Source organism: Lachnospira sp. CLA-JM-H23 (assembly GCF_040096425.1).
Classification (GTDB): domain Bacteria; phylum Bacillota; class Clostridia; order Lachnospirales; family Lachnospiraceae; genus Lachnospira; species Lachnospira rogosae.
Genome location: NZ_JBBMET010000002.1, coordinates 79,572 through 101,481, shown reverse-complemented (window position 1 = coordinate 101,481; position 21,910 = coordinate 79,572). Strand labels below are relative to the sequence as shown.

31 protein-coding genes and 1 pseudogene are annotated in these 21,910 nt (G+C 40.6%); 6 read left to right on the top strand and 26 right to left on the bottom strand.

Features of this window, described 5'->3' with window-relative positions:
• Positions 1-212 precede the first annotated feature (212 nt).
• Entirely contained in the window at positions 213-1,619 is a 1,407-nt protein-coding gene (locus WMO42_RS02815; RefSeq protein ID WP_349191514.1) for an MATE family efflux transporter, read from the top strand.
• On the opposite strand, the gene hcp is transcribed toward WMO42_RS02815, so the two are convergent.
• The 10 genes and pseudogenes from hcp to WMO42_RS02765 all read right to left on the bottom strand — a co-directional run bounded on the left by hcp (position 1,616) and on the right by WMO42_RS02765 (position 9,346).
• Positions 1,616-3,211, bottom strand: coding sequence for a hydroxylamine reductase (gene hcp / locus WMO42_RS02810; protein WP_349191513.1), 1,596 nt, complete (start codon positions 3,209-3,211; stop codon positions 1,616-1,618). The two genes, WMO42_RS02815 and hcp, sit on opposite strands and share 4 nt — an antisense overlap.
• 150 nt (positions 3,212-3,361) lie before the next feature.
• The gene (locus WMO42_RS02805) at positions 3,362-3,988 is read right to left on the bottom strand and encodes an HNH endonuclease signature motif containing protein (protein WP_055174955.1); all 627 of its coding nucleotides are present in this window, start codon (positions 3,986-3,988) and stop codon (positions 3,362-3,364) included.
• 84 nt (positions 3,989-4,072) lie between these two features.
• Positions 4,073-5,392 carry a HAMP domain-containing sensor histidine kinase gene (locus WMO42_RS02800; RefSeq protein ID WP_055174958.1) on the bottom strand — a complete coding sequence of 440 codons (1,320 nt, stop codon included), beginning with the start codon at positions 5,390-5,392 and terminating at the stop codon, positions 4,073-4,075.
• Positions 5,389-6,042 carry a response regulator transcription factor gene (locus WMO42_RS02795; RefSeq protein ID WP_055174961.1) on the bottom strand — a complete coding sequence of 218 codons (654 nt, stop codon included), beginning with the start codon at positions 6,040-6,042 and terminating at the stop codon, positions 5,389-5,391. The genes WMO42_RS02800 and WMO42_RS02795 overlap by 4 nt, the downstream gene beginning before the upstream one ends.
• 96 nt (positions 6,043-6,138) lie before the next feature.
• A complete protein-coding gene (locus WMO42_RS02790; protein WP_349191512.1) occupies positions 6,139-7,515 on the bottom strand; it encodes an ABC transporter permease in 1,377 nt (458 codons plus the stop codon).
• A pseudogene (locus tag WMO42_RS02785) lies at positions 7,515-7,709 on the bottom strand (ABC transporter ATP-binding protein); the annotation flags it as partial. The gene WMO42_RS02790 and the pseudogene WMO42_RS02785, both read right to left, overlap by 1 nt.
• Before the next feature lie 62 nt (positions 7,710-7,771).
• Positions 7,772-8,299: a hypothetical protein gene (locus WMO42_RS02780; protein ID WP_349191510.1), complete on the bottom strand. Its 528-nt coding sequence runs from the start codon at positions 8,297-8,299 to the stop codon at positions 7,772-7,774.
• Between the two features lie 119 nt (positions 8,300-8,418).
• Entirely contained in the window at positions 8,419-8,565 is a 147-nt protein-coding gene (locus WMO42_RS02775) for a hypothetical protein (RefSeq protein WP_154268336.1), read from the bottom strand.
• Positions 8,566-8,660: 95 nt separating this feature from the next.
• Positions 8,661-9,119 carry a hypothetical protein gene (locus tag WMO42_RS02770; RefSeq protein WP_349191508.1) on the bottom strand — a complete coding sequence of 153 codons (459 nt, stop codon included), beginning with the start codon at positions 9,117-9,119 and terminating at the stop codon, positions 8,661-8,663.
• Positions 9,104-9,346 carry a hypothetical protein gene (locus tag WMO42_RS02765; RefSeq protein WP_306779489.1) on the bottom strand — a complete coding sequence of 81 codons (243 nt, stop codon included), beginning with the start codon at positions 9,344-9,346 and terminating at the stop codon, positions 9,104-9,106. Before WMO42_RS02765 ends, WMO42_RS02770 begins: the two co-directional genes overlap by 16 nt.
• Before the next feature lie 175 nt (positions 9,347-9,521).
• Between WMO42_RS02765 and WMO42_RS02760 the strand changes: the two genes are divergently transcribed.
• The 5 genes from WMO42_RS02760 to WMO42_RS02740 all read left to right on the top strand — a co-directional run bounded on the left by WMO42_RS02760 (position 9,522) and on the right by WMO42_RS02740 (position 11,136).
• A complete protein-coding gene (locus WMO42_RS02760; RefSeq protein WP_154268338.1) occupies positions 9,522-9,818 on the top strand; it encodes a hypothetical protein in 297 nt (98 codons plus the stop codon).
• A gap of 49 nt (positions 9,819-9,867) precedes the next feature.
• Positions 9,868-10,101, top strand: coding sequence for a hypothetical protein (locus WMO42_RS02755; protein ID WP_154268339.1), 234 nt, complete (start codon positions 9,868-9,870; stop codon positions 10,099-10,101).
• 138 nt (positions 10,102-10,239) lie between these two features.
• Positions 10,240-10,464 (top strand): hypothetical protein, encoded by a 225-nt coding sequence (locus WMO42_RS02750; RefSeq protein ID WP_117471706.1) that lies wholly within the window; start codon positions 10,240-10,242, stop codon positions 10,462-10,464.
• Positions 10,465-10,492: 28 nt separating this feature from the next.
• Positions 10,493-10,777: a hypothetical protein gene (locus WMO42_RS02745; RefSeq protein WP_349191505.1), complete on the top strand. Its 285-nt coding sequence runs from the start codon at positions 10,493-10,495 to the stop codon at positions 10,775-10,777.
• 47 nt (positions 10,778-10,824) lie between these two features.
• Positions 10,825-11,136: a hypothetical protein gene (locus tag WMO42_RS02740; protein ID WP_349191503.1), complete on the top strand. Its 312-nt coding sequence runs from the start codon at positions 10,825-10,827 to the stop codon at positions 11,134-11,136.
• A 103-nt stretch (positions 11,137-11,239) separates the two neighbouring features.
• Here WMO42_RS02740 and WMO42_RS02735 read toward each other — a convergent pair whose 3' ends face one another.
• The 16 genes from WMO42_RS02735 to WMO42_RS02660 form a co-directional block, all read right to left on the bottom strand.
• The gene (locus WMO42_RS02735; protein WP_308459717.1) at positions 11,240-11,827 is read right to left on the bottom strand and encodes a phage holin, LLH family; all 588 of its coding nucleotides are present in this window, start codon (positions 11,825-11,827) and stop codon (positions 11,240-11,242) included.
• Between the two features lie 19 nt (positions 11,828-11,846).
• Positions 11,847-13,265: a phage tail tip lysozyme gene (locus WMO42_RS02730; protein ID WP_349191501.1), complete on the bottom strand. Its 1,419-nt coding sequence runs from the start codon at positions 13,263-13,265 to the stop codon at positions 11,847-11,849.
• Positions 13,266-13,284: 19 nt separating this feature from the next.
• Positions 13,285-13,668, bottom strand: coding sequence for a hypothetical protein (locus WMO42_RS02725; protein WP_069431176.1), 384 nt, complete (start codon positions 13,666-13,668; stop codon positions 13,285-13,287).
• Between the two features lie 18 nt (positions 13,669-13,686).
• Entirely contained in the window at positions 13,687-14,136 is a 450-nt protein-coding gene (locus tag WMO42_RS02720) for a hypothetical protein (RefSeq protein ID WP_306779495.1), read from the bottom strand.
• Positions 14,114-15,328, bottom strand: coding sequence for a reverse transcriptase/maturase family protein (locus WMO42_RS02715; protein WP_349191499.1), 1,215 nt, complete (start codon positions 15,326-15,328; stop codon positions 14,114-14,116). The genes WMO42_RS02720 and WMO42_RS02715 overlap by 23 nt, the downstream gene beginning before the upstream one ends.
• 441 nt (positions 15,329-15,769) lie before the next feature.
• The gene (locus WMO42_RS02710; protein ID WP_154300143.1) at positions 15,770-16,216 is read right to left on the bottom strand and encodes a four helix bundle protein; all 447 of its coding nucleotides are present in this window, start codon (positions 16,214-16,216) and stop codon (positions 15,770-15,772) included.
• Between the two features lie 81 nt (positions 16,217-16,297).
• Positions 16,298-17,326: a hypothetical protein gene (locus WMO42_RS02705; protein ID WP_349191497.1), complete on the bottom strand. Its 1,029-nt coding sequence runs from the start codon at positions 17,324-17,326 to the stop codon at positions 16,298-16,300.
• A 30-nt stretch (positions 17,327-17,356) separates the two neighbouring features.
• On the bottom strand, positions 17,357-17,710 hold the full coding sequence (locus WMO42_RS02700; RefSeq protein ID WP_117471699.1) for a hypothetical protein: 354 nt from the start codon (positions 17,708-17,710) through the stop codon (positions 17,357-17,359).
• Positions 17,700-17,882: a hypothetical protein gene (locus WMO42_RS02695; protein ID WP_055285858.1), complete on the bottom strand. Its 183-nt coding sequence runs from the start codon at positions 17,880-17,882 to the stop codon at positions 17,700-17,702. Before WMO42_RS02695 ends, WMO42_RS02700 begins: the two co-directional genes overlap by 11 nt.
• Positions 17,882-18,376: a hypothetical protein gene (locus WMO42_RS02690; RefSeq protein ID WP_349191495.1), complete on the bottom strand. Its 495-nt coding sequence runs from the start codon at positions 18,374-18,376 to the stop codon at positions 17,882-17,884. The genes WMO42_RS02695 and WMO42_RS02690 overlap by 1 nt, the downstream gene beginning before the upstream one ends.
• A 3-nt stretch (positions 18,377-18,379) precedes the next feature.
• Positions 18,380-18,691, bottom strand: coding sequence for a hypothetical protein (locus WMO42_RS02685; RefSeq protein ID WP_069431172.1), 312 nt, complete (start codon positions 18,689-18,691; stop codon positions 18,380-18,382).
• 15 nt (positions 18,692-18,706) lie between these two features.
• Positions 18,707-19,708, bottom strand: coding sequence for a phage tail protein I (locus WMO42_RS02680; protein ID WP_349191493.1), 1,002 nt, complete (start codon positions 19,706-19,708; stop codon positions 18,707-18,709).
• On the bottom strand, positions 19,701-20,843 hold the full coding sequence (locus tag WMO42_RS02675; protein ID WP_349191491.1) for a baseplate J/gp47 family protein: 1,143 nt from the start codon (positions 20,841-20,843) through the stop codon (positions 19,701-19,703). Before WMO42_RS02675 ends, WMO42_RS02680 begins: the two co-directional genes overlap by 8 nt.
• The gene (locus tag WMO42_RS02670) at positions 20,836-21,165 is read right to left on the bottom strand and encodes a hypothetical protein (RefSeq protein WP_055285869.1); all 330 of its coding nucleotides are present in this window, start codon (positions 21,163-21,165) and stop codon (positions 20,836-20,838) included. The genes WMO42_RS02675 and WMO42_RS02670 overlap by 8 nt, the downstream gene beginning before the upstream one ends.
• A 6-nt stretch (positions 21,166-21,171) precedes the next feature.
• Positions 21,172-21,573, bottom strand: coding sequence for a phage tail protein (locus WMO42_RS02665; RefSeq protein ID WP_154300137.1), 402 nt, complete (start codon positions 21,571-21,573; stop codon positions 21,172-21,174).
• 3 nt (positions 21,574-21,576) lie between these two features.
• Complete coding sequence (locus tag WMO42_RS02660) at positions 21,577-21,873, bottom strand: hypothetical protein (RefSeq protein WP_349191489.1); 297 nt, start codon at positions 21,871-21,873, stop codon at positions 21,577-21,579.
• Between the last annotated feature and the right edge of the window lie 37 nt (positions 21,874-21,910).

The window sequence follows — 21,910 nt, the reverse complement described above, 5'->3', positions numbered from 1 at the left end:
GCTTATATATTCTACACCCAAATACAAGTGTGTCAACAATACTTATCAAAAGCACTTTAATAAAATATAATTATTTAACTTCAATTTATCTCTTGTATGTGTTAATTACTGACATACTTATCAATTACGTCAATTACAATTTTATTTTTAATATGTTATACTGTGCGTAGTCAACAAGATATAAATATTAAATATAATGAAAGGAACTTTTTATGAATTCATCTACAACTGACAACCCTCTGGGTTATAAAAAAGAGTCCACTCTTTTAATTAATTTTGCAATTCCCTGCATAATCTCAATGCTGGTAACTGCTCTTTATAATATAGTAGACCAGATATTTATCGGACAGGGTATTGGTATGCTTGGCAATGCCGCAACTAATATTGCGTTTCCACTATCAACTACATGCACTGCTATCTCACTTCTGTTAGGAATAGGAAGTGCTACGAACTTCTCACTTCATCTTGGGGCTGGCGAGAAGCATTTATCAGAAAAATATGCTGGCAACGGAATATTTCTTATGGCGGTATGCGGAACTGCATTGTTCTTAATTACAACAATATTCCTTACGCCTATGCTTAAATTCTTTGGTGCAACTACTGACGTTCTGCCATATGCTAAGGCTTATACAAGAATAACAGCGTTTGGATTTCCATTTCTTATCGCCAACACAGGTATGAGTAAGTTGATACTTGCTGACGGAAATCCACGCTACTCTATGACTTCTATGCTTGTTGGTGCTATTGTGAATACAATATTAGATCCTATATTTATCTTTATATTTAATATGGGAATGACAGGTGCAGCTTTAGCAACTATTACAGGCCAGATTATATCTTTCTGCATAAGCTTAAGATATATGTTCCATTTTAAGAATATTAAACTTAGCGGGGACAGCTTTAATATAAAATGGTGTTACTGCAAGAACATTTTAATACTTGGTGCAAGTGCCTGCTTTAACCAGATTGCTATGACAATTATCCAGATTGTTATGAATAATACACTGTCCCGCTATGGTGCACAGTCAATCTACGGCGGTGATATTCCACTTGCGTGTGCAGGAATAATAACAAAGGTTAATATGATATTTATGTCCTTTGTTATTGGTATATCACAAGGCACACAGCCTGTTATCGGATTTAACTATGGCGCACGTAAGTACAAACGTGTAAAAAAGACATACCTTTTAGCACTTGGAGCAGCTTCTTTCTTATCACTGATTGCATTTTTCTGTTTTCAGGTATTTCCAAGACAGATTATCAGCGTATTCGGTAACGGAAGTGAACTTTATTTCCAATTCTCTGAGCGGTATTTCAGAATATATATGTTCCTTACTTTAATTAATGGAATACAGCCGGTTACATCCAACTTCTTTAACTCTATCGGCAAATCGAGCCTTGGCGTATTATTAAGCCTTACACGACAGATATTATTCTTACTTCCGCTCATAGTAATATTCCCAATATTTATGGGAATTGATGGTGTTATGTATGCCGGCCCGATTGCCGATGCCGCAGCTGCAATTGTGTGCGGATATTTCACGATAAGAGAATTAAAAGAGCTTACAGCTAAAGATAAAGCAAGTAATTATCTAACCAAAAAAATCACATATAATTAGTTGCCTAATATTTTCTTTAAATCTTCCTCTGGTGTACTGATAGGTGCTATAGCGTAATTCTCAACAAGTATCTTCAGTACATTAGGTGAGATGAATGCTGGAAGTGTAGGTCCTAAAAGTATATTCTTAATTCCAAGATGAAGGAGTGTAAGAAGTATACATACAGCTTTCTGCTCATACCACGATAAAACCATTGAGAGTGGAAGCTCATTTACTTCACATTCAAATGCTTCTGCTAAAGCAATTGCTACCTTTATCGCACTATAGGCATCATTACACTGTCCCATATCCATAATTCTTGGAAGACCATCAATATCTCCAAGCTCAAGGTCATTAAATCTGTACTTACCACAGGCAAGTGTAAGAATTATAGACTCTGCTGGTGTCTTTTTAACAAATTCTGTATAATAATTACGTCCCGGTCTTGCACCATCACAACCTCCTACTAAGAAGAAATGGCTGATTGACCCATTCTTAACACCTTCTATTACCTTATCAGCAACGGAAAGCACTGCTGAATGTCCGAAACCTGTCATCACATACTCTCCGCCATTAATGCCTGTTCTATGCTGGTCTTCTTTATATCCGCCAAGCTCAAGTGCCTTATTGATTACAGGTGTAAAATCTTTATCTTCCCCGATATGCACCATCTGTGGATATGACACTACCTCTGTTGTAAATACCCTGTCTTCATAGCTTTTCTTAACTGGCATAAGGCAGTTAGTTGTAAATAATACAGCTCCCGGAATTGCATCGAACTCCTTCTGCTGGTTCTGCCACGCTGTACCAAAGTTACCCTTTAAATGAGGATATTTATTAAGCTTAGGATATGCGTGTGCCGGAAGCATTTCGCCGTGTGTATATATATTTATTCCTTTATCCTTAGTCTGTTCAAGAAGCAGTTCCAGATCTTTTAAATCGTGTCCTGTTACAACAATAAATGGTCCTTTTTCTACATTCAAAGTAACCTTTACCGGTGAAGGATTTCCATAACTTGTTGTATTAGCCTTATCTAAAAGTTCCATACATTTCAAATTAACTTCACCAACTTCCATAACTACAGGAAGAAGCTGGCTTTCGTCCAAATCAAAGCTTATATATGAAAGAGCCTTATAGAAGAACTCATTAACTGTATCATCTGTATAACCTAACACCATTGCGTGATAAGCATAAGCTGCCATTCCTCTTATTCCAAAAAGAATAAGTGATTTTAATGAACGTATATCTTCATTCGCATTCCATATCTCATTCAAATCGTAATCATCTGTATTACCACATCTAGCCTCACAGGCACTACAGCCTGGTGATATAATATTCTTTTCATTATGAACCTTATCAATCATATCCTGTAATGTCTGATTATTAAAATTCACATTAGTTATTGTTGTAAACAGACCTTCGATTATTATTCTGTCTGTATTCTCTGTCTTAGTACTGCTTCCACAAGTCTTAACAAGACCTATAAGTGCACCTGTAAGCTCGTCCTGAAGCTTTGCTGTAGATGCATCCTTTCCACATACACCTGCATTACCTGTACAACCTGAACATCCTGCTGTCTGCTCACACTGAAAACAAAACATTTTATTATCCATATATTTACTCTCCATTATTATAATCTATTTATCCTGGCACTTTAGCACCCGACACGCACATTATATTTAATGGAGAATTAATTTTCTGTTGTTTATACAACATTTTCTTAATTTATAAATAGAAATAATTTCCTGACATAATACTAATATCTACTTTTCAATGAATACATTTTTCCTGTGATATTTTATATACTTTATGTTCTCTTCTGTAATATCTATTTTCATCGTAGGTGTTATATTCATATACATTCTGTTATTATCATCTAACTTTTCAGAAATTAAAATTCTGCCAGTATCATCAAATGAAATATAACCTCTGTCAAATAACTTATCGTGATTAGGACACATTAACAGACCATTATGTATATCCAGTTTTTCATTTGCATCACTTATACTCCACGGTTTAATATGACTTGCTACCAACAATTCATTCATATTAACATTACACAGACAACATTTTTTATATTTATTTATTAATTTTTCTCTGAACTTGTCCTGATTAATTCTTACCTTGACAACCGCTTCTTTTTCTTTTCCTTCCAATTCCTCTGTGTATTTTTCTATTTCAGTAACTTTATTAATTTTATCTTTTTCATAGTTTTCTATAATCGTCTCTACTTTCCTATCTTCTTCTTCGTTTCCGTACCATATATTAGATTGCCCCAAACCTTTAACAACATATTTTCTATCATTTACGTCCAGCAGCACCACCTTCTCTGCATATATATTATATATATTATAAGTTTTATCTCTTTCTTGCCATAAAGTTTCCTCCATCTCTTTTTTATCTGCTTGTTTTTCAGTAAGTGCTACATAATAAGTCTCTATTTTTTCAATAACTATTGCAAAATTATATCTTGTTTAAGAAAATATTTTAATTTTAAAGATAAAAAATTCTTCATCCTGCAATGCTTTATATTCTATATTGTAATTATTCAGAATATTACTTACAATATACAAGCCTAATCCATTACTATTTTCCTTATTTAAATCAAATTTAACATCAAATATTTCATCCATATTCGAAATTCTATTGTTACCATATGAATTCTCTATATATAACCAATCATCAACTATCCCAATATTAATTACCCCATTTACATCGGTATATTTTATCGCATTACTAATCAAATTAGATAAAATAATCTTTAACGCTGTTTTTCCTATATAAATATTCTCATCTGATATATAATTATTGACGGTTATTTTCTTTTGATTTGCTAATATTTCGTATTTTTTTAATATATCTTCTAGTGTATCATTTATTTTCAAATATTCTTCATCATTATTCAAATTTTCTATAGAATGAACTGATAATATTTGAGAAATATTTTTTGTTAAACTATCAACGATGTCAATACATTCATTAATATAAATATCTCTTTCTTTATATTTTCCAATATTGTATTTCATATTTTCCAGTATTATTTTAAGACTAGCAAGAGGAGTTTTAAGTTCATGGGATGCACCTTTAAAAAAGTCATATTTTAACTTTTCTAATTTTAAAATTTCTTTATTTTTAAATTCCAAATTATCAATTGTTCTTAATAAAGTAGAATACAAATCATTAATTTGTTGTTTTAATTCTCCAACTTCATCATTAGAATTAACTTTTAACCGCGTTTCTTTATCAAGTTCCATCATTTTATCAGTAACAATTTTTATTTCCTGTATATTATTTTTTATTATTTTTGCATAAATTAAAGAAATAATAGCAGAAAATAAAATTGATATAAATAAAGAATATGGTAAAAATTTAATACTTAAATCTTTCGCATCTTTTTGCATATCAGCTGTAGAAACAAATTGTAGATTTATTTTTTCACCATCATTAAGCGTTATTTCTCTTTCTTCAATTATCAAAGAATTACTATCACTTTCTAAATTAACATTTATATCATCTTTGATTTGTATTTCATTTTTATTATTTTTTTCTTTTATAAATGCTTTTATTTCACTACTCTTCGAATAAAGCTCCAAAGTTTGTTCTATGTATTTTATTTCTTTTCCGTTCATATTACTAGAAATTTCATTTGCAATATTATGGATCTTTTCTTTTCTTGTCTCCAAATATGTTTTAGGAAAGATAAAATAAACTAATGAATGAACTAATATAATTATTATTGCAAGAACAGAAAATATTTGTATGAACATTTTGGGAAATATCTTTATTTTTTTCATTTTCTCTCCAATTTATATCCTACATTTCTTATAGTAGTTATACAGTCTAATTGTAATTTTTTTCTAAGTTCTTTTATATATACATCTATTACCCGATCATAAGGAATTTCTTCGCTATCTTTCCATACATAATCAATAATTTGCATTCTTGTTAACACCTGTCCATTATTATCCAATAAACATTTTAATACTTCTAGTTCTTTTGCATTTACATCTATCTCTTCTCCATTTATTTTAGCTGTATAGCTATTAAAATTAACTGATAGATTCTTATATTCAAACTTCTCTAAATGTCCATAATTCTTCTTAATTAAAGAATCTATTCTGGCCTTTAAGACCGGCAATGAAAATGGCTTTTCTATATATCCATCTGCCAAATTAGTAAATGCATCGATTTTATATTCTTCATCACTAAATGCAGTCAGGATTAGAATTGGCAAATTGCTTTTCTTTCTAATTTCTTTCAACACTTCTAAACCATTAATAAAAGGTATCTGAATGTCTAAGATAACCAGATTTATATCGCTATTAAATTTTGACAATGCTTCTCTTCCATCTTTAGCTTGAATAACTGTATATCCAAATTCTGAAAGATATTCACTTATCCCCTCTCTTATTATATTATCATCTTCAACGGTTAATATTTTCATGTATACCTCCACTTAAGCATATTCGCTTATATTGTACAGCATATTATTGGGTATTGAAAAGCAAAAAATTTTTGGTGCTTTTCAGCACCAAAAATTTTATTTATTGTCAATTAATAATTCTTTTGGATTCTTTCTTAATATATTGAAAGAAGATATAATCAAAGATACAAGCAGTACTAAACTCATAAATATAACTACATAAATTATGAATTTAGGTAATACATTTATATCTAAACTTGATAATGTCTTGTTAAATCCTTCAGCTTCTGCACCACCACCTAATTGGCTAGATGCAGATTGTCTAGCTATTTGTTTAGCTATATCACCAGTAACCTTATTCAATATATTATTCCCAAGCTTATCAGCTGTATACCCAGCTAAGAAATAAGAACCAACGAATGCGGGGATTGATATAAATACCATCTCAATTAGGAATTGACCAAAAATTTCTAATTTTGATATACCTAATGATAGTAATACTGCTATTTCTTTCTTTCTGGCATTCAGCCATAAGAATAATAATAATGAAACTACAACTCCTGCAAATATTAATGAGCCAACAAATAATTTATTTGAAATTGAGTAGATACCTGATATAGATTGTTGTAATGCAGGGTAATTTGATGAACTTTTAATCAAATTATATGCTCTCCAATTTATATCTAATTTCCCAAGATCTTTTATTACACTATCAAGATTCTTATCACCTTTTACAAAGAATGTTGCATCTTGGTATACAGCTGTATCTTCTGTATTACCATAAACTTTAGCAGCTGTATGAACATCAGTGATTAATGTATTTTCGTATAGTTCTTGTGCCGCACTTACTCCACCGCTATTATGCCCATCGAATAGACCTTTAATTTCTACTTCTACTGTTTCGTCTGCACCTTTCTCATTATCAGCATCAAATAAATTAGATTTTATTTTTATCTTATCTCCAACTTTAAGATTATTTTTTTCAGCCAAATCTTTATGCATTAAGATTTTATTTTTATCTTCATTTTCTAAATGCTTTCCTTCTACTAATTTATATGCTCCTGATACAAATTTTGTTTCTTTTGATGAGTCGTTAACTCCGGTTAACATCACTGTTCTTTTAAAATTCTTCGCTCTTTTAGGCGATTGATTCGCAAGAGTCTCTTTAGTTTCAATAATATCATAATCAACTAAATCTGCAACACTGTTTATTCTTTTTACATAAGAGTCTATACTATCTGTTTGAGATATCTTTTTAATATCTTCACCCTTTACATTTCCTCCACCTCTAGGTGTTCCTGGATTTACCTGTCTATTTATCTCCATAGAAAAACTATTTGTTATATTAGCAAATGTTTCTTTTGAAGCTCTGTCCGTAGCATCTTTAATAGATAAACTTATAAGACTTAAAGTTGACATAGCCAAAATGACTAACATAATAATTATTGATTTTAAGCTTTTTCTAGTTACATAAGCAAATGCATTTTTTATCATTATTCAACCTCCAAATTCATTTTATTTACTTTTTTCAACTTTTTACCACTTAGTTCTAAAATGATATCTGCAGAATCTGCTACTTCCTTACTATGTGTTACAACTATTACACATTTATCTCTATCTTTAGCTAATGTCTTTAATATATTAATTATTTCTCTAGCAGTAACACTATCCAGATTACCAGTGGGCTGTGTTAAGTTAGTACAAAATAAAGAACCCCGGCAAATATGCGGTCTGCTGGGGTTCTTCTTTTTTAATTATTTTCAATTATCTTTGCGCCTGCTGCCAGTGCTGCTTTTCTGATTGCCTGTTTCTGCTCTTCCAGCGTCTTTGGCATATCCAGTTTGCGTGGCTCAACCGTGTACTTTACGCCGTTGTACTCCACTTTCACAAAGTCCCCATACATATTTTGCAGTGTTCCAGTTATCTTTACCACTGCGCCTGCCGGGATTGTTGGTTTTTTCTGTGCTATTGCTGTTTTCCAGTCTTCGTCCTGCAACTCTGTTTTTGCAATTCCGGTGTCCGGTGTTGCCGGGTGGCTCTCTACTCCAATGCAGTTGTAATAGTCTACCGCTTCAAGCCAGCTTTCAAAGTCAACGTCTTTTTCTCCTGCTTCTCTCACTCTGTAAAATGCTTCTGGTCTTCCCTCTGTCTTTACTATCACAACTGCCACCAGTTCTTTTGCTCTTCCGCTTCCACTTTCGCAAACAAGCAGTGTTTCTGCTTCGTGTCCGTCCCAGCTGAACGGGTCTGCAATTCTGCTTTCCATTTCAGTTTCCATTCCGTTTTCCTCCGTATTGAATTGTATTGACCTTGCCACGTTTTCTTGATATTATATCTATATAAACAGTTTGGGGCTTTGGTGGCAAGCCCGCCGCCCCTCTGTTTGTACCCTGTCGGCTATTCTGCCGACTTTTCTTTTTTCTGGTCTTCTGTAAGTTCCTTAACCTTTGCTTTTGCTTCGTCAAGGTCTTTGCAGCCGTCCAAAATCATTTCAACCATTTTCAAGATTTTTTCAAACTGTTTATCTGTCATATTGTCTGCCATGTTTTCTCCTTTCCCTTGCCGTATTCGTCAAAGTATTGTTGCTTCTTTAACTATCTTTATTATATACTTACGGAAGTATAAAGTCAATAGTTTTTTCACAGTTTTTCAGAATTATTTTGCACCGCTCTCATGTAGTCTTCCAGTGTATATTCCCCGCTGCTGATAAAATACCTGCTTGCCCCGCACCCTTGTACTTCTTCCAGCGTCAGCGCTCTTTTCCCTTTATACATAAAGTTGTATATATTAGCAATCCCATTTTCTGTCTGCCTGTCGTTCATTACTTCAAGCCAGCCGTCTTCCTGCTTTGGCGTGTCGTTCCCAACTATCATGCGCCAGCAATTTTCAATCACCTTGTTTCTGGTTTCCAGATAGTTTTCTGCTATTCTCTCCCCTTTCTGCTGTGTCTTCCTTGTGTAGTGGTGGCAATGGTGGCACGGCGCTTCTGCGTCATTATAATATAAGCACTTTTCGTCTGTATAATATATACATTCCGAACCGTCCCAGCCATGCAGAAAGCCCTCTTCAAATTCCTGTTCTTTTACTCTTTCTGCCACGTTAATTCCTCCCCGGTGTCCCGCTGGTATTTCTCTTTCACTGCTTCCACAACATAGTTGTTCTGTGATGAATAGCCCTGTTCTTTTGCAATCTCTTTTATACGGGCTTTCATACCCTTTGGCACCGCAAGTTCCATGCGGTCATAATTGTGGTCACGGTATTTGTTCTTTGCTGCCGTGGCTGCTGGTCCTCTCGGTATGGTCTTCTTTTCTGTTGTATCTGGCATTTTTTGCACCTCCTGTGGTTTTTAATCAGTATATCACACTTTCTTTTCTTACGGAAGTATACATTTTATACAATCTTACGGAAGTATATTTGTATATTTTGCCGATTGCTTTTATACTTCCGTAAGTATATAATAAAGACAGTTAAAGAAATCAAACACACGGAGGTCAAACGATATGGGAAAAATCATTTACATGGAAGATAGAATAAACGGGCTGCACTGCTACACCCCAGAAATGGGGCAGCGTAAGCCAGAAGTTAAGATGGAAGCCAGCCTTTCATATTATGGCAAACATTATTTTGTTGATACCCCGCTTGAATTAAAAGGCAGGGGCATTACGGAAATTGAAGCCCACTGGATTGATGGTTGCCAGAAGAAAATTGAAAACTGGCGCAGCTACCGGGTCACAAAGGCGGCTTTTGAAAAATTAAAAGCGCAATATCCAATTTCAATGGAATGTTGCCTTGACTAATAACTGCACGGGCGGCGCTGCTGCCGCCCAGAAAGAATGGTGATAATATATGGGAAAATCTTATAATAGACGTTTCAGAAAGAACGGGCTTTCATTCATGGTGCAGGACACGCACCCGGCAGACCGGAAAAGTGATACTGATAAATACTATCTGACAGTAAACAAAGGCGGCATATACAAGATTGTGTATGACAGTATCACATGGGAAATACCAAAGTTTCCAACTATACACGCAGCCCAGTTCTGGGCGCTTACCAGTTCTGATTTTATCGGTACAATGTAAAATGCTTTTATCTTACGGAAGTATACATATTATACAATTATACTTCCGTAAGTTTGTGCATTGTGTCTATTGCTTTTATACTTCCGTAAGTATATAATAAAGACAGTTAAAGAAATACAGAACACGGAGGGCAAAGCAATGACAGTAAAACTTCAAGGAATATATAACAAGCAGGAAGCAAAGGCAGTAAAAGAATTAAAGACCGGGGACGTTATCATGTGGAACTACGGATATACAAGCACCGTGGTTGACCTTATCCCAAGCAAGACCGGAAAGACAATCACTTGTCTTCTGAAAAGCAATCAAGATGGCGTTGTCCGTGAAAGAAAAATGGGTGCAGAAAGACTGGTTGCTATTGCATAGCAGCCAGCCAGAAAGAAAGGTGGAATGAATGATGGAAGCAAAAATGATGATAGCTGGAAGCTTTGATGAATTTGTGGAAAAGATAACGCAGGCAGAACGCAAAGTGCTTAACACTCCTTTTGGGCAGGAAATAACAGAACGGCTTCTGAGAATGAAGCTGGAAGAAAACCCAGATATGACAGCGGAAGAATGGCAGGACACAAAAAGCCAGTTCTTGACTTTCCTTTTCGCAATGTTCGTGAAAGAAACGCCGCAGGCTATGGCAGAACTTGCCCAGCATACATGGGACGAATTGCAAGCAAAAGAAGTATAATGCAACCGGGCGGCATTGCTGCCGCCCAGAAAGAATGGTGAATGACTATGAAAACAGATATTGTTATTTGCAGCAAGTGCAATGGTTCCGGCAAATTCATTTATAAATCCGGCATGACTGGTCCTTGCTACCAGTGCAACGGCAAAGGCTCTGTGAAGCGCATACCTCACAAGTCTTTTCAAATCTCCATTGTGGACAATGACGGTGTGCGCATTGATTGGCTGAATGTTAATGCAGGAAGTGAAAATGCAGCTGTCAGCAAAGCCCGTGTGATTGCTGCCCGTGGCTGCTATAAAGACCAGATAGACAGTATCAAAGCTGTTGAAAACGGCATTGATTACACATATAAACCGATATAACGCCGTATTTGCCCCGTAAACGTAAAAAGACCGCAAGTGGTGTATTTATCCACTTACGGTCTTTTCTTCTTATTCTGGCTTATTCTGCGCAGTGCTGGCGGCATTATTTAAGGTTTGCCAGTGTGTTTCCCTCTTCATCAACAATCTTTGTGACTTCTGCCGCCATCTTCTCTGCTTCTTCCTTTGTCACGCTCCCGGTAATATTCCCGGCTGCGTCGTAAAGGTTCACTGTGCCGTCTGCGTTGGTTTCCGTGGCACCCTCCGGCACATTGTCTGTGGCAATAGCCACTTTCTCTGTTGTTGTTACTGGTGCCGTGGTGTTAATCACTACCGTTGCGGCTGGTGTGGCTGTGAGTGCTTCCAGCGGTTCTGCGGTGTTGCTTTCTTTCTCTCCGGCTTTCATGGCATTGTATGCCGTCTGTGCAATGGCTTTCAGCTGGTCTTCTGTGACATTCAGCCCGGCTTCATCAGCAATCTTCTTCAACTGCTCCACAACTGCTGCCATCTTCTCTTCCCCGGTCTTATCCTTTTTGAACTCTTTTGCCCATTCCACAAACTTTGCTGCCCACTCTGACAGTTCGCCCAGCTTGTCTGTGACGGTCTTTGGAATGTTTGGGCAAACGTACTTTCCAATCAAGAACGCCCCCAGTGTTACGGCAAAATATACGGCTGCATAAATTACATTATCCATTGTCTTTTCCTCCTGTTGATTATGCAGGCAGCTTCAATGTCTGCCCAGCGTAAATGGTGTTGCTTGTAAGACCGTTCATGGTCTTAATTTCATTGTATCTGGAACCGTCGCCCAGCTGCTTTGCTGCGATTGCCCAAAGGCTGTCACCGCTCTTCACGGTGTATGTACGCACGCCGCTTCCCGGAATTTTGATTTTCTGCCCAACGCTAATGACGTTAGGGTTTGCAATTCCGTTGTAGCTTGCTAACTTCTGGTATGTGGTGCCATACTTTGCAGCAATGCCAGAAAGTGTGTCACCTCTCTGCACGGTGTATACCTGTTCCCCGGCTGTTCCCTGCGCAGGCTGTGCAGGTGCCGCAGGCTTTGCAGGTTCGCTGGTTGCTTTCTTTGAGAAGTCCGGCACGCCATAACCTCTGATATAACGCCCGTTGACTTCCAGTGTTCTTCTTCCAACGGCATTGGACTTGTTGCCCTCAATAACTGTGATAGTGTTACCGTTGCAGCTTTCTACAACGCCCACATGGTCTGCGCTGCCTGTGCAGTCACCAGCGCCGTTGTCGTCCCAGTCATAATAGATATAGTCGCCCGGTTCCGGCACCTTTGCGTCATTCTCGCACCAGCGCCCCATCTGCTGCCACAACTTAATCTGACGGTCACAGCTGCACTCCGTAGGGATAATATCTGTGTAGCCTGCTTCAATGGCAATCTTTGAACCAAAGGTTGCACACCATGCGTCACGGTATGTCACTTTGTACCCCTGCGCTAACGGCTTGTGATTGTTGTAGGCGTCAATGATTGCGTGGTGTGCTGCTGTACCCTCTTTCACTCCCACATACGCTGCCGCCCTTGCTGCAAATTTCTTTCTTACTTCTGATACATTCATATTGCTTGTACCTCCATTCTTTTTATTGCTAACGGCTCCGGCTGCGTACTGGTCATAGTATTTCTGCCCATATCCTGCACGCTTTGTCTTCACCGTGTCGCTCTGGTCTGCCGGGCGCTCAAACTGTGTCAGCACTGCATTTGAAGCAGCGATGACGGTCTGTGCGCTCTTTAATACTGACAGCGTGGCTTTGTAGCCCTCTGTCAATTCTTTCATAAGGAACCCCAGCTGTGTTTCAAGGTCGCCAATAGACTTCCCGGCTGCTTTTGCATATTCCAGTAAAGCGGCTTTTCTGGTGTGGTATGTCCACTGCGCCAGCCCATAGCCTGCGCCGTCCCTTGCAAAGTTTCCATAGCAGCCGTTGTCCACGGCTGCTGTGTAGCTTGTGTCAGTGTGCCCCAGCTTCTTTTCATAGCTGTTCTGCAAGTTCTGCGGGTTCAGCCCGCTTTCTGCATATAGGTTCCCCATCAATCCGGCTGCCCCACAACTGGACAGCCCTTTTGATTTCAAAAAGTTCCAAATCTTTTCTGGTGTTGTTTTTCCTATTAGTCCCATGTCTTATACCTCCCCGGCGCTACTGCGTCATGCTTGAAAAGTCAGACAGCGTGCCGGACAACTCCGGGTATGCAGCTTTGATTTTCAGCAGGTTTTCTGCCTTTGCTTTCCAGCAGTAGAACGCTACTGCGGCAGCAGTTACCCCGCCAACGAACGTCAAAAGGACTGATAACTGGTAAAAATCCTTTGTGACCACTACCCACACGCCCACGGCAAATGCTATGTAGTAAGTCGCCAGAATTGAAAAGATAATGATTTTTGTTGCGCTGGTCTTTCGCTCCGGGTGTTCCTGCAACTCTTCTTTTCTCTTCTTCCTGCGCTGTCTGAAATACTGTAAATTCCATAAAAAAAGCACTGCTAATGCCAGTGCAAATCCAATGATAAAAAATATTAAACTTTTCATATTGCTGTTTTGTACCTCCTATGGTTCTTTCGGCTTTGACAAAGCAAAATCGTTTGTGCGCATACACTCTTTGTATATTTCCAGTATGTATTCATGCGCAACATCAACTTGCCCATTAGTCAACTTGCGGTCTTTGATGTACTTGTCATACTTTGCCAGTATGTCAATGATATGGTCGAACTCTTCTTTTGTATGGCGTCTGTGATTTATGCAACTGCTCTGAAATTCCAGAATTTCCATACGCCAGCTGTCAACCTTGTGGTCTGTAAAATCTTTTTGCAGCTGGTCCAGTTGTTCTTTCATGTCGTGGTTCATAAGATTTCCCAGCTGTTTAATCAACCAACGCACGGGCTGTACTTTAATTCCCGGCGTTATGTCAATAACAATCCCAATTCCCGCAAGCCATACAATAGCTTTCTGTACCATTTCCCAGACGTCCGCTGGGTTAAGCGTCTGTATTGCTTCCACTGTCCGTCACCTCCTTTTCTTCTGGCTGCTTGATATAATCATCAGTGCTGCCGTAATATCCGCAGAATAGACCGCATTTGCTGGCTGGCTTCTTCTCCGGTTCTGGATATGGCTTGCCCATTTCCTGCAAGTACAGTTCGTTTAGGCTCTGGCGCATACCGTAGCTGTTGAAATGCTGTAATATGCCCCGGTATGAAGCAACGGACCTATCCAGTGTATCTTTGTCAATCTCTCCTGCGTGATATGCTGCAAACATATATTTCAATCTACGTTTCAGCTTCTTTGCCGTCTTCTTACGCAATTTTATGTGTGTTGACCAAATGCGGAAGCCTACAAACTCAATGCCCATGCTGGTTGGTCTTATGCAAGTTTTCTTGTTAAGCTGCAAATGCAGCTTGCTTCCCAGAAAGTCCGCAATTTTGTTCTTTATCTTTTCCAGATACTTTTTGTCTGGGTGTAAAATAATAATGTCGTCCATATAGCGTATGTAATAATGCAGGTGCAGTTTGTGTTTGCAGAACTGGTCAAGTTCGTTTAAGTACAAATTTGCAAACATTTGTGAAGTCAGATTGCCGATAGGCAGCCCAACTTCTCCCAGTAATTCATCAAACGCCACGTCGCCAATGTCGGCACCCAGCGGCAGACCAAAGTTTGTGTCTTCGCAGTTTATTATTACTGACAAGACGTGCAACAAATCTTCATCAGCAATCTTCTTCCGCAAAATATCCATCAATACTTCATGGTCTATCCGGTAAAAATACTTTGCAATATCCAGTTTCAAATAATAGAAACGCTGCGGCTTCCGGTCAGTCTGCTTCAACCAATCATGCAGGCGGTTGACTGCTTTGTGTGTTCCCCTGCCTACTCTGCAAGCGTAGCTGTCAGAAATGAACTGCTTTTCAAAATATGGGTTCAGCTGGCTATATATAGCGTGCTGCGCCACCCGGTCTTTGAAAGTGAGTGACATAATCATGCGCTTTTTCGGCTCATAAACATAAAATATGTTGTAGCGTCCCACGGTGTAGGTCTGCCAGATAAATTCATTCTGTAATTCAATCAAGTTTTCTTCCAGCTTATCCGTGTACGCCATCACATCTGGTCTGTACCTCTTGCACTTTATCCCGGCTTTGTACGCATTGAAAAGATTTTCAAAGTCGTAAATCATAGGGAAAATGTTTTTGATTTTGTGCAATTCCTTTTCCCTCCTGTTGTTAAAATCTGCCGTACAAATCAAACTGCGGTTCTTCCGCAGTCCAAACGTGATATATACATTCAGTGCCAGTCTTTCCGGCTCTGACTTTCAGCCCTGCGGCTTACTAACTATCTTTACGGCTATTCAATCTTTTTCCTACGGCTCCCGGCTGGTAGCCTTTGGAATGGAAATAAACCCCTTTAACCCAAATGCACTGGACGTGTCCACTTGTGGGCACGACTACTGGCAGAAATGGGGTGAAGCGGAACGGAGCGAAACATTGTTGTTGACGTTAGAACGGACGTTGTTCAAGTTCAGCGCACCAGCGCCACCGTTGGAAGTGTTGTTGAAACTCGAACCCCGGATAGGCACGGCAAGTCCTCTATTAACGGCTTATTCCCATAATATAAAAAGCAGGTGTTACCCTGCCTTTTACCAGTCTTATTTTGCAGCACTCCCATTCCCGGAAGTGCTGCCGTTCAGTGATTTATAATAGCCGCCCACCATGCAGCCTATTTCATTGATATATCGTGCCATCATTTCATATTTCTTCATTGGCAGACACGGTTTGCCGCTACGTGTGTATTTTGTGCTTGCCGCAAGCCTTATCAAATGCCGCAGCACATCAACTTTCGTGTCCAGTTCTCCAAGTGTCGTCTTCTTGTAATGCTTATTTTCAAGCATTATGACCAACTCCAAAATATCCAGCATTGTTCCGTCTATCTTCTGTGCAAGTCCTCTTTTCGCTCTGGGAAACTCTTCAAGCTGTGGTCCTGCATATTCCAGCATTTCCCAGACTTTATTTTTCATTTTGAAGTCTTCCTGTGTGGCGTTATCTCGCACATTGTCCAGCTGCGGCGGTCTTTCTTCTGTTTTGTTTTCCGGCATTTCTTAAACCACCTTTGTTGTATTTTGTAGTATGGGGCTTACTGCCGTAAGCCCCGCAGTGTATCAGTTCCCAGTTTCCAGTTATTCAACTAAAGCGGAACGGAGCGAAACATTGTGGTTGACGAGAGAACGGACGCCGCGCAAGTGCAGCGCACCAGCGCCACCGTAGGAAGAGCCGTAGAAACCCGAACCCCGGAAAGGCAGTCTTTCGCCGTTATTTCTTGCCCAAAATCTGCCCGGCGTTGTCTGTCCTGCGTCTGGATATAAGCCGGACGCAATCAAAATCTGTGGAATGGTTACGCCGCTTACCGCCTTTGTATCTTTGAATGGTACGCTTGTGTCGTTGCTGTCGGTTGTCTGTGTCGTGACACTTGTGTTGATACGCAGTGTTGCGTCACTTGCACTGGTTCTGTCAATCTTTAATGTTCCAACCGTCCCCGGTGCTACAAGTGTGCCGTCCGGCTTAATTGCTTTCCACTCTGTACTTTTTGCGCCCATGTTGCAGTCAGACTTCATGGCGTTTCCGTATGGGATAATCTGAATTTCACCATCTACAATGCGCATACCAGATACCCACTCCCAGCAGTTGCCGCAAAGGTCGGCAATTCCAGCCGGGCTGCCGTCATGGTTCCAAGTTACCGGACCAGAACCCGTTGCAGTTCTGCCGCCGCCATGCGAACCGTCAACGTATGTGTTTACACCCTTTTCATACGCCTTTTCATAGCTTCTATCCCAGTTTGTGTTGCCCCGTGGTGTAAATCCATTCTTCATACACCAAAGATTGATAGCAGCAAAAACGCCGTTCTGGTTAAGGTGCCAGCCCTCGCCCTTTCTGCGGCATACCGCAAGTGCTGTGTCAAAATCAATGTATGCTTTAGGGTCTTTCATTGGCAGTGAGTATGCACGGTCGTTGACCACGACGTTAATATACTTTGATACCCAGATAACTTCTTTTTCTACTCCGTCCACAATCCACCACGGCAATGTTTCCTGTGTTCCTCCGGTGATAATGTCGGAATACTTCATTTTTGGAATACCCACCATAATTGACGGCATACCCAAATCATCAAACTTTACTGCGTTGTTACCCCCAAAGGAAGCAACCGCCATTGCTAAATCATCAAAATTAGACATAATTCTTTATACCTCCAATCCCCAAAGAATAAGTGTGCAAAGTGACATATCAAACGGGATAGGCACTGGAATTTCTTTCGGTTCTCCGTTTTCGTCCTCTCCGTCTTCGATAACATCATAGCGTCTGGCAGGAATAACAATCTGCGCAGCGTACTTCTGCGCACGTCCTCCGGTGCCAATCACCACGCCGTCTTCTTCGTCAATGCAAATGTCCAGTGACACTTCAAAATCTCTTTCACGGCTGGCAAGATTGATTGTTAATTCATCATCACCGAACGTGATTTTTTTACCGCCAGACAGTGCATATTCAATATGTGTGCCCGGTGTTTTTTCAACTACATTGATTTTATTAGTAGCCATAATACTTTCTACCTCCATTCTGGTTTCTTACTACCTCGCTGCTTCTGGCTGCGATAACCTCCGCTGCTTCTCTCTGTGCTGCTGTCCCGCTGCCCTGCACGCCAAAAGAACGCATAACCGCTTCTTCGTGCTGTCTGCGTTCCTCTGTCTTAATAATCACACCTGCTGCCATTAGTAAAACCCACCTTTCACATAAACTTTTACGGTCACGCTTTTTGCGCTTCCGGTGTGTGCCATCTTAAAACCATTCAGCAACTTTTCTGTAATAACAATGTCGCCCGGAAAACCGCCCGTGTAGTCCACAGTTTCTGTTTCCACGGTGTAGTCCATGTGGTTTCTTTCAGTCTTCAGCGCAACTGACTGTGTAGAATTGTTGAACGGGTACTGCTGCGTATTCTTCAAAGTCACCGTTGCTGTTTCTCCCTGCAAGTCAGCTATTGCCTGCTGGTGGTGGATTGTAGAAAGCGCCATAAGCGCTGCCGTTTCTGTTGCATTGGAAATACCGTTTTCCATGTGGTTGAAGTTGGTTGCGTTCTGCGGTGTTCCCTGCTGAATGATTTCCCCCTCAACTGGTGTGTGCGTGATAGTTCCATCATCATTTCTGCTTTCCGTGTAGCGGTCTTCAAACTCTGTTACATGGTCTTGCCATAACTTCTGTTCGTACATCTGTTACACCTCCTTTTCTGTAAAATCAAAAGTAAATCGGTACAAAACGCCCTCTTGTACATTGTTAAGCGGAATATTTACCGCCTTGTCAGCCCACAACTTATTGTTTTTGTTGTAAAGCTGCACCCTCTGCACTGTGGCTTTTCCGCTTACCTGCGGGGTAATCTGTACATATACAGCAACCCTGCCGTCTTTCAGACGTTCCCGGCGGTGTATCACCTTTTTTTCAGAAACGCCGTTGACGGTTACTTTTGCATAGGCAATGATATTATCAATGAAATCTTTGAAATCATTGATTGCGTCTGTTGTCAACATGGCTTTTCACCTCCTTTATAGCTTCCTGTGGCTTCCGCACGGCTTGACGCCGTATGAAAACCCCATTGCCTGCGTGCTTGTCCCTACGGCGCCGCCCTGTGTCCGCTGCACCGTGCTTCTTTCCGGGACGGTTCCTGCTGCCGGAACTGTGAAGCGGTGTGCTTCCATTCTGTCACTTGCCGTGACTGTGACGCCGCTTGTCTGCCCTCTGGTGTTTCTCTGTGGCTGCTCTCCGGCTTTTATCCGTCCTGCTGGTGTATTTGTATAGCCAAACGTATTCAACGCCGTGTCTGCGTCGATATGCGCCGCCTGCTGTGAAAATACCGTGTTTCTGTATGGCTTTATGCCTGCTGCTGGTGCCGTGAATATGAAGCCTGCTGCTTCCGTTCCCACAATATAGGTTGCAGCGCCTATCCCGGCTTTTGTGTTTCTCTGTGGGTATGTTCCGGCGTTAAGTCTTCCGGTCAGCGGTGTTTTGTATCTGAAATACTCCCCGTGGGTGTATATGACGCCGTGGACCTGTCCTTGATAGGTCAATTCGTCCATGTGCGCAGATAATCTTTTATACATTTTCACTGCCCGGATAATAGCTGCGTAGTCTGCCGTTATTCTCTGGTTGGTCACATCAAGCACAATATGAAAGTGTCCGGGTTCTCCCTCATACTGGAACCACTCTTCCACTTCACTTTCTGGAAATAAGCTGCCCAGCGCTGTTTCAATGGCATATTTTGTGCCCATTTTCTTATGAACCTTGACACTGTTTTTCACTAAATCCCGTTTTGCTTCCAGTGGGTAATTGTAGTCGTACCAGTCAACGTGTAGGTCGTATGCCAAAATGTCCACCAGTTCTTCTGGTAATTCATCAAATCTGGAATATATCAGCACATTGTCAATTATCCCGGAAGTGTCCAGCAGTGCTGCTGCCGTGGCGTTTGCCAGTGCAACCATTTTGGGGTCTTTCTTTAGCGCTTCCGGCAGGCACTCTGAATAATCGGCATTGTAAATTGTTTTAGACATTTTCAATACCTCCATTCAGAACGCTTTTGTTTCCCAGCTTTGCAACCTTTATATCATCAACAACCGTGAATACTGGCTTTCTGACTTCAACACGTTTCACGCCTGCTTCCATCAGCTTTGCTGTTAGGTATGATGGGTTAATATCCCGCCCCATTTTGCTTGTCTGCCATGTCACGTACTCTTCTACTGCCTGCGTTGCCGCTGCCGCAATAACTGTGGCGCTGGCTGCGTCTGGCTGCGGAATATAAAAAGTCACATCAATGTCAAATGCTACCGTTTCCGGTGCAGATACCGTCACTTTGTCTGTAAGTGGTCTAATGTCAGAAGCGTTCAAGGCGTCTTCAATCTCTTTCAGTACCCCGGACGTTGCCTGCTGCCCATTCTGCAAAAGCACCCGGACGTCTACAACGCAAGGTTCTGGGCTTGTCACTGCCACGTCTGCCACGGCTGGTGATACGCTCTTTGTCCAGTATATGTACCCGTTAATAGGACCCGCCGTGCTGAAACTCTCCATGCTCTCACGCATACGCTCATAATAACTGGCGTCGTCCTCTTCTTCTGCGCCGCCGCTGGTCGCCGTGATGTTCTCTGCTTTCTGGTAGTAGTCGTATAGGTCAACCAGTTCTTTGACCTGCCCCGCTGCCAGATTATTTCCGACGTCGCCCGCTGTGGTGCAAATTCCCTCAACGTCCCCGTATGTCTGCCCGGCTTTTATTTCCAGATTTTCTTTTGTTTCAAATAAAATTGCACCATCAAAAGAAATTCTGGTGCCCGCAGGAATAATCACTGATTGTTTCTGTGCTTCTGAAATATAAAAACGGAACATTGCAGACGCTGGGCTTGCTGGCAGTCTTTCCAAGTCCTTGAATAATTCTGCCAAGCTGTCCAAGTATTCACCGTCTGCATAACGTGGCACGTTCTTTTTTGCCGTTTCATTGATAATGACACGCTGCTGCACAATGATATTTGCAACCCACGCAATAAAAAGCCTTTCCGGTGACGCTGGGTACACTTTGTACCGTTCACGCCCCGGCACCTGCTGTACAAAGTTTTCATATAGTGCAATCAAGTTGCTTTCTATTGTTTCCGTGTCGGTTTCCACAAAGTCAATGTCTGGATATTTTCTGTCACTCATTGTCTGTTTCCACCTCCTCCAAATAAATAATAGGTATTGTGCGCCCTGTGGCTGCGTCATGTTCAAATGTAATGTCTGCAACCTGCGCCCGTGGTTCAAATTCTTCTATCTGGTCGTACAGATAGCCCACCAGTATATTTTCAACTACTGGCTGCGGTCTTCCGTATAGGCTGCCGGGCAAACCAAAATCACGGAACATAGGGCAGGAACCCTGCACCGTGTCCAGAATAACCGCAATATTTTGTATGACTGCTTGATGGTCATTTGCTGGTGCAAGGTCAATTTCTGTCAATAGTGACCCGTCGCCCCTTATCACGTCCATGTTTCATCACCTCTTTGGATATTCTTTTAGTGTCACGTCTGCTGTCGCAGCCCAGCAGTTGCCTTTGTTGTCATAGCGTTTCAATGTGCTGCTAACGCCTGTTATTACCCACTTATAAGAGCCGTATTTCTTGCCACCTAAAACCAGTGTTGAAACATTGCCCTTGTTGCACATTTTGTTCAATTTCTTAATTTCATTCAGTGGGTTTGTTCCATGAAATACACTGAACGCCATTTTGAAACTGATTGTTCCGGGTTCCGGTCCTAAAAACTCCAATACATCACGCTTAATGTGTCTGTCGTGCGTTGCATACTTCGCAGACACTTTCCAGCTTAATTCATCAAAGGTGCGCACGGTGTTTTCTGAAACTGAAAAAACCAGACTTCCCAGACTTCCTATTTTTGCCATGCTCTACACCTCCCCGATTATGAAGCCGTCGCCGTCGCCGTCTGGAACCATTATGCAAAGCACCATATCATTGACGCCCGGCGTCCACTCTGTCACAAATGCTTCATGGTTGTGGCTTACTTCCTTTAACATTTGCCCGTTGTAGTCATATTTCAGTGTTGTTTTTGCTGTCTGCCCCTCTGCCCCGCTTTCCATTGCTGGCACAACGTACACTGGGCGTTTTATAATTCTTAAATCACCGGAAGTGATACCGCCTTTGTCCTTGAACTTCACACGGGCTGTCATTTTGCTGGCGTTCACACTCTGCACGGTGCCAAGCCGCACTATGTTTTTTAAC

Bases quoted from the DNA above. Each gene is read 5' to 3' on its own strand.
- WMO42_RS02815 (WP_349191514.1), top strand. From the start codon at position 213: ATGAATTCATCTACAACTGACAACCCTCTGGGTTATAAAAAAGAGTCC.
- hcp (WP_349191513.1), bottom strand. From the start codon at position 3,211: ATGGATAATAAAATGTTTTGTTTTCAGTGTGAGCAGACAGCAGGATGT.
- WMO42_RS02805 (WP_055174955.1), bottom strand. From the start codon at position 3,988: ATGGAGGAAACTTTATGGCAAGAAAGAGATAAAACTTATAATATATAT.
- WMO42_RS02800 (WP_055174958.1), bottom strand. From the start codon at position 5,392: ATGAAAAAAATAAAGATATTTCCCAAAATGTTCATACAAATATTTTCT.
- WMO42_RS02795 (WP_055174961.1), bottom strand. From the start codon at position 6,042: ATGAAAATATTAACCGTTGAAGATGATAATATAATAAGAGAGGGGATA.
- WMO42_RS02790 (WP_349191512.1), bottom strand. From the start codon at position 7,515: ATGATAAAAAATGCATTTGCTTATGTAACTAGAAAAAGCTTAAAATCA.
- WMO42_RS02780 (WP_349191510.1), bottom strand. From the start codon at position 8,299: ATGGAAACTGAAATGGAAAGCAGAATTGCAGACCCGTTCAGCTGGGAC.
- WMO42_RS02775 (WP_154268336.1), bottom strand. From the start codon at position 8,565: ATGGCAGACAATATGACAGATAAACAGTTTGAAAAAATCTTGAAAATG.
- WMO42_RS02765 (WP_306779489.1), bottom strand. From the start codon at position 9,346: ATGCCAGATACAACAGAAAAGAAGACCATACCGAGAGGACCAGCAGCC.
- WMO42_RS02760 (WP_154268338.1), top strand. From the start codon at position 9,522: ATGGGAAAAATCATTTACATGGAAGATAGAATAAACGGGCTGCACTGC.
- WMO42_RS02755 (WP_154268339.1), top strand. From the start codon at position 9,868: ATGGGAAAATCTTATAATAGACGTTTCAGAAAGAACGGGCTTTCATTC.
- WMO42_RS02750 (WP_117471706.1), top strand. From the start codon at position 10,240: ATGACAGTAAAACTTCAAGGAATATATAACAAGCAGGAAGCAAAGGCA.
- WMO42_RS02745 (WP_349191505.1), top strand. From the start codon at position 10,493: ATGATGGAAGCAAAAATGATGATAGCTGGAAGCTTTGATGAATTTGTG.
- WMO42_RS02740 (WP_349191503.1), top strand. From the start codon at position 10,825: ATGAAAACAGATATTGTTATTTGCAGCAAGTGCAATGGTTCCGGCAAA.
- WMO42_RS02735 (WP_308459717.1), bottom strand. From the start codon at position 11,827: ATGGATAATGTAATTTATGCAGCCGTATATTTTGCCGTAACACTGGGG.
- WMO42_RS02730 (WP_349191501.1), bottom strand. From the start codon at position 13,265: ATGGGACTAATAGGAAAAACAACACCAGAAAAGATTTGGAACTTTTTG.
- WMO42_RS02725 (WP_069431176.1), bottom strand. From the start codon at position 13,668: ATGAAAAGTTTAATATTTTTTATCATTGGATTTGCACTGGCATTAGCA.
- WMO42_RS02710 (WP_154300143.1), bottom strand. From the start codon at position 16,216: ATGCCGGAAAACAAAACAGAAGAAAGACCGCCGCAGCTGGACAATGTG.
- WMO42_RS02705 (WP_349191497.1), bottom strand. From the start codon at position 17,326: ATGGCGGTTGCTTCCTTTGGGGGTAACAACGCAGTAAAGTTTGATGAT.
- WMO42_RS02700 (WP_117471699.1), bottom strand. From the start codon at position 17,710: ATGGCTACTAATAAAATCAATGTAGTTGAAAAAACACCGGGCACACAT.
- WMO42_RS02695 (WP_055285858.1), bottom strand. From the start codon at position 17,882: ATGGCAGCAGGTGTGATTATTAAGACAGAGGAACGCAGACAGCACGAA.
- WMO42_RS02690 (WP_349191495.1), bottom strand. From the start codon at position 18,376: ATGTACGAACAGAAGTTATGGCAAGACCATGTAACAGAGTTTGAAGAC.
- WMO42_RS02685 (WP_069431172.1), bottom strand. From the start codon at position 18,691: ATGTTGACAACAGACGCAATCAATGATTTCAAAGATTTCATTGATAAT.
- WMO42_RS02680 (WP_349191493.1), bottom strand. From the start codon at position 19,708: ATGTCTAAAACAATTTACAATGCCGATTATTCAGAGTGCCTGCCGGAA.
- WMO42_RS02675 (WP_349191491.1), bottom strand. From the start codon at position 20,843: ATGAGTGACAGAAAATATCCAGACATTGACTTTGTGGAAACCGACACG.
- WMO42_RS02670 (WP_055285869.1), bottom strand. From the start codon at position 21,165: ATGGACGTGATAAGGGGCGACGGGTCACTATTGACAGAAATTGACCTT.
- WMO42_RS02665 (WP_154300137.1), bottom strand. From the start codon at position 21,573: ATGGCAAAAATAGGAAGTCTGGGAAGTCTGGTTTTTTCAGTTTCAGAA.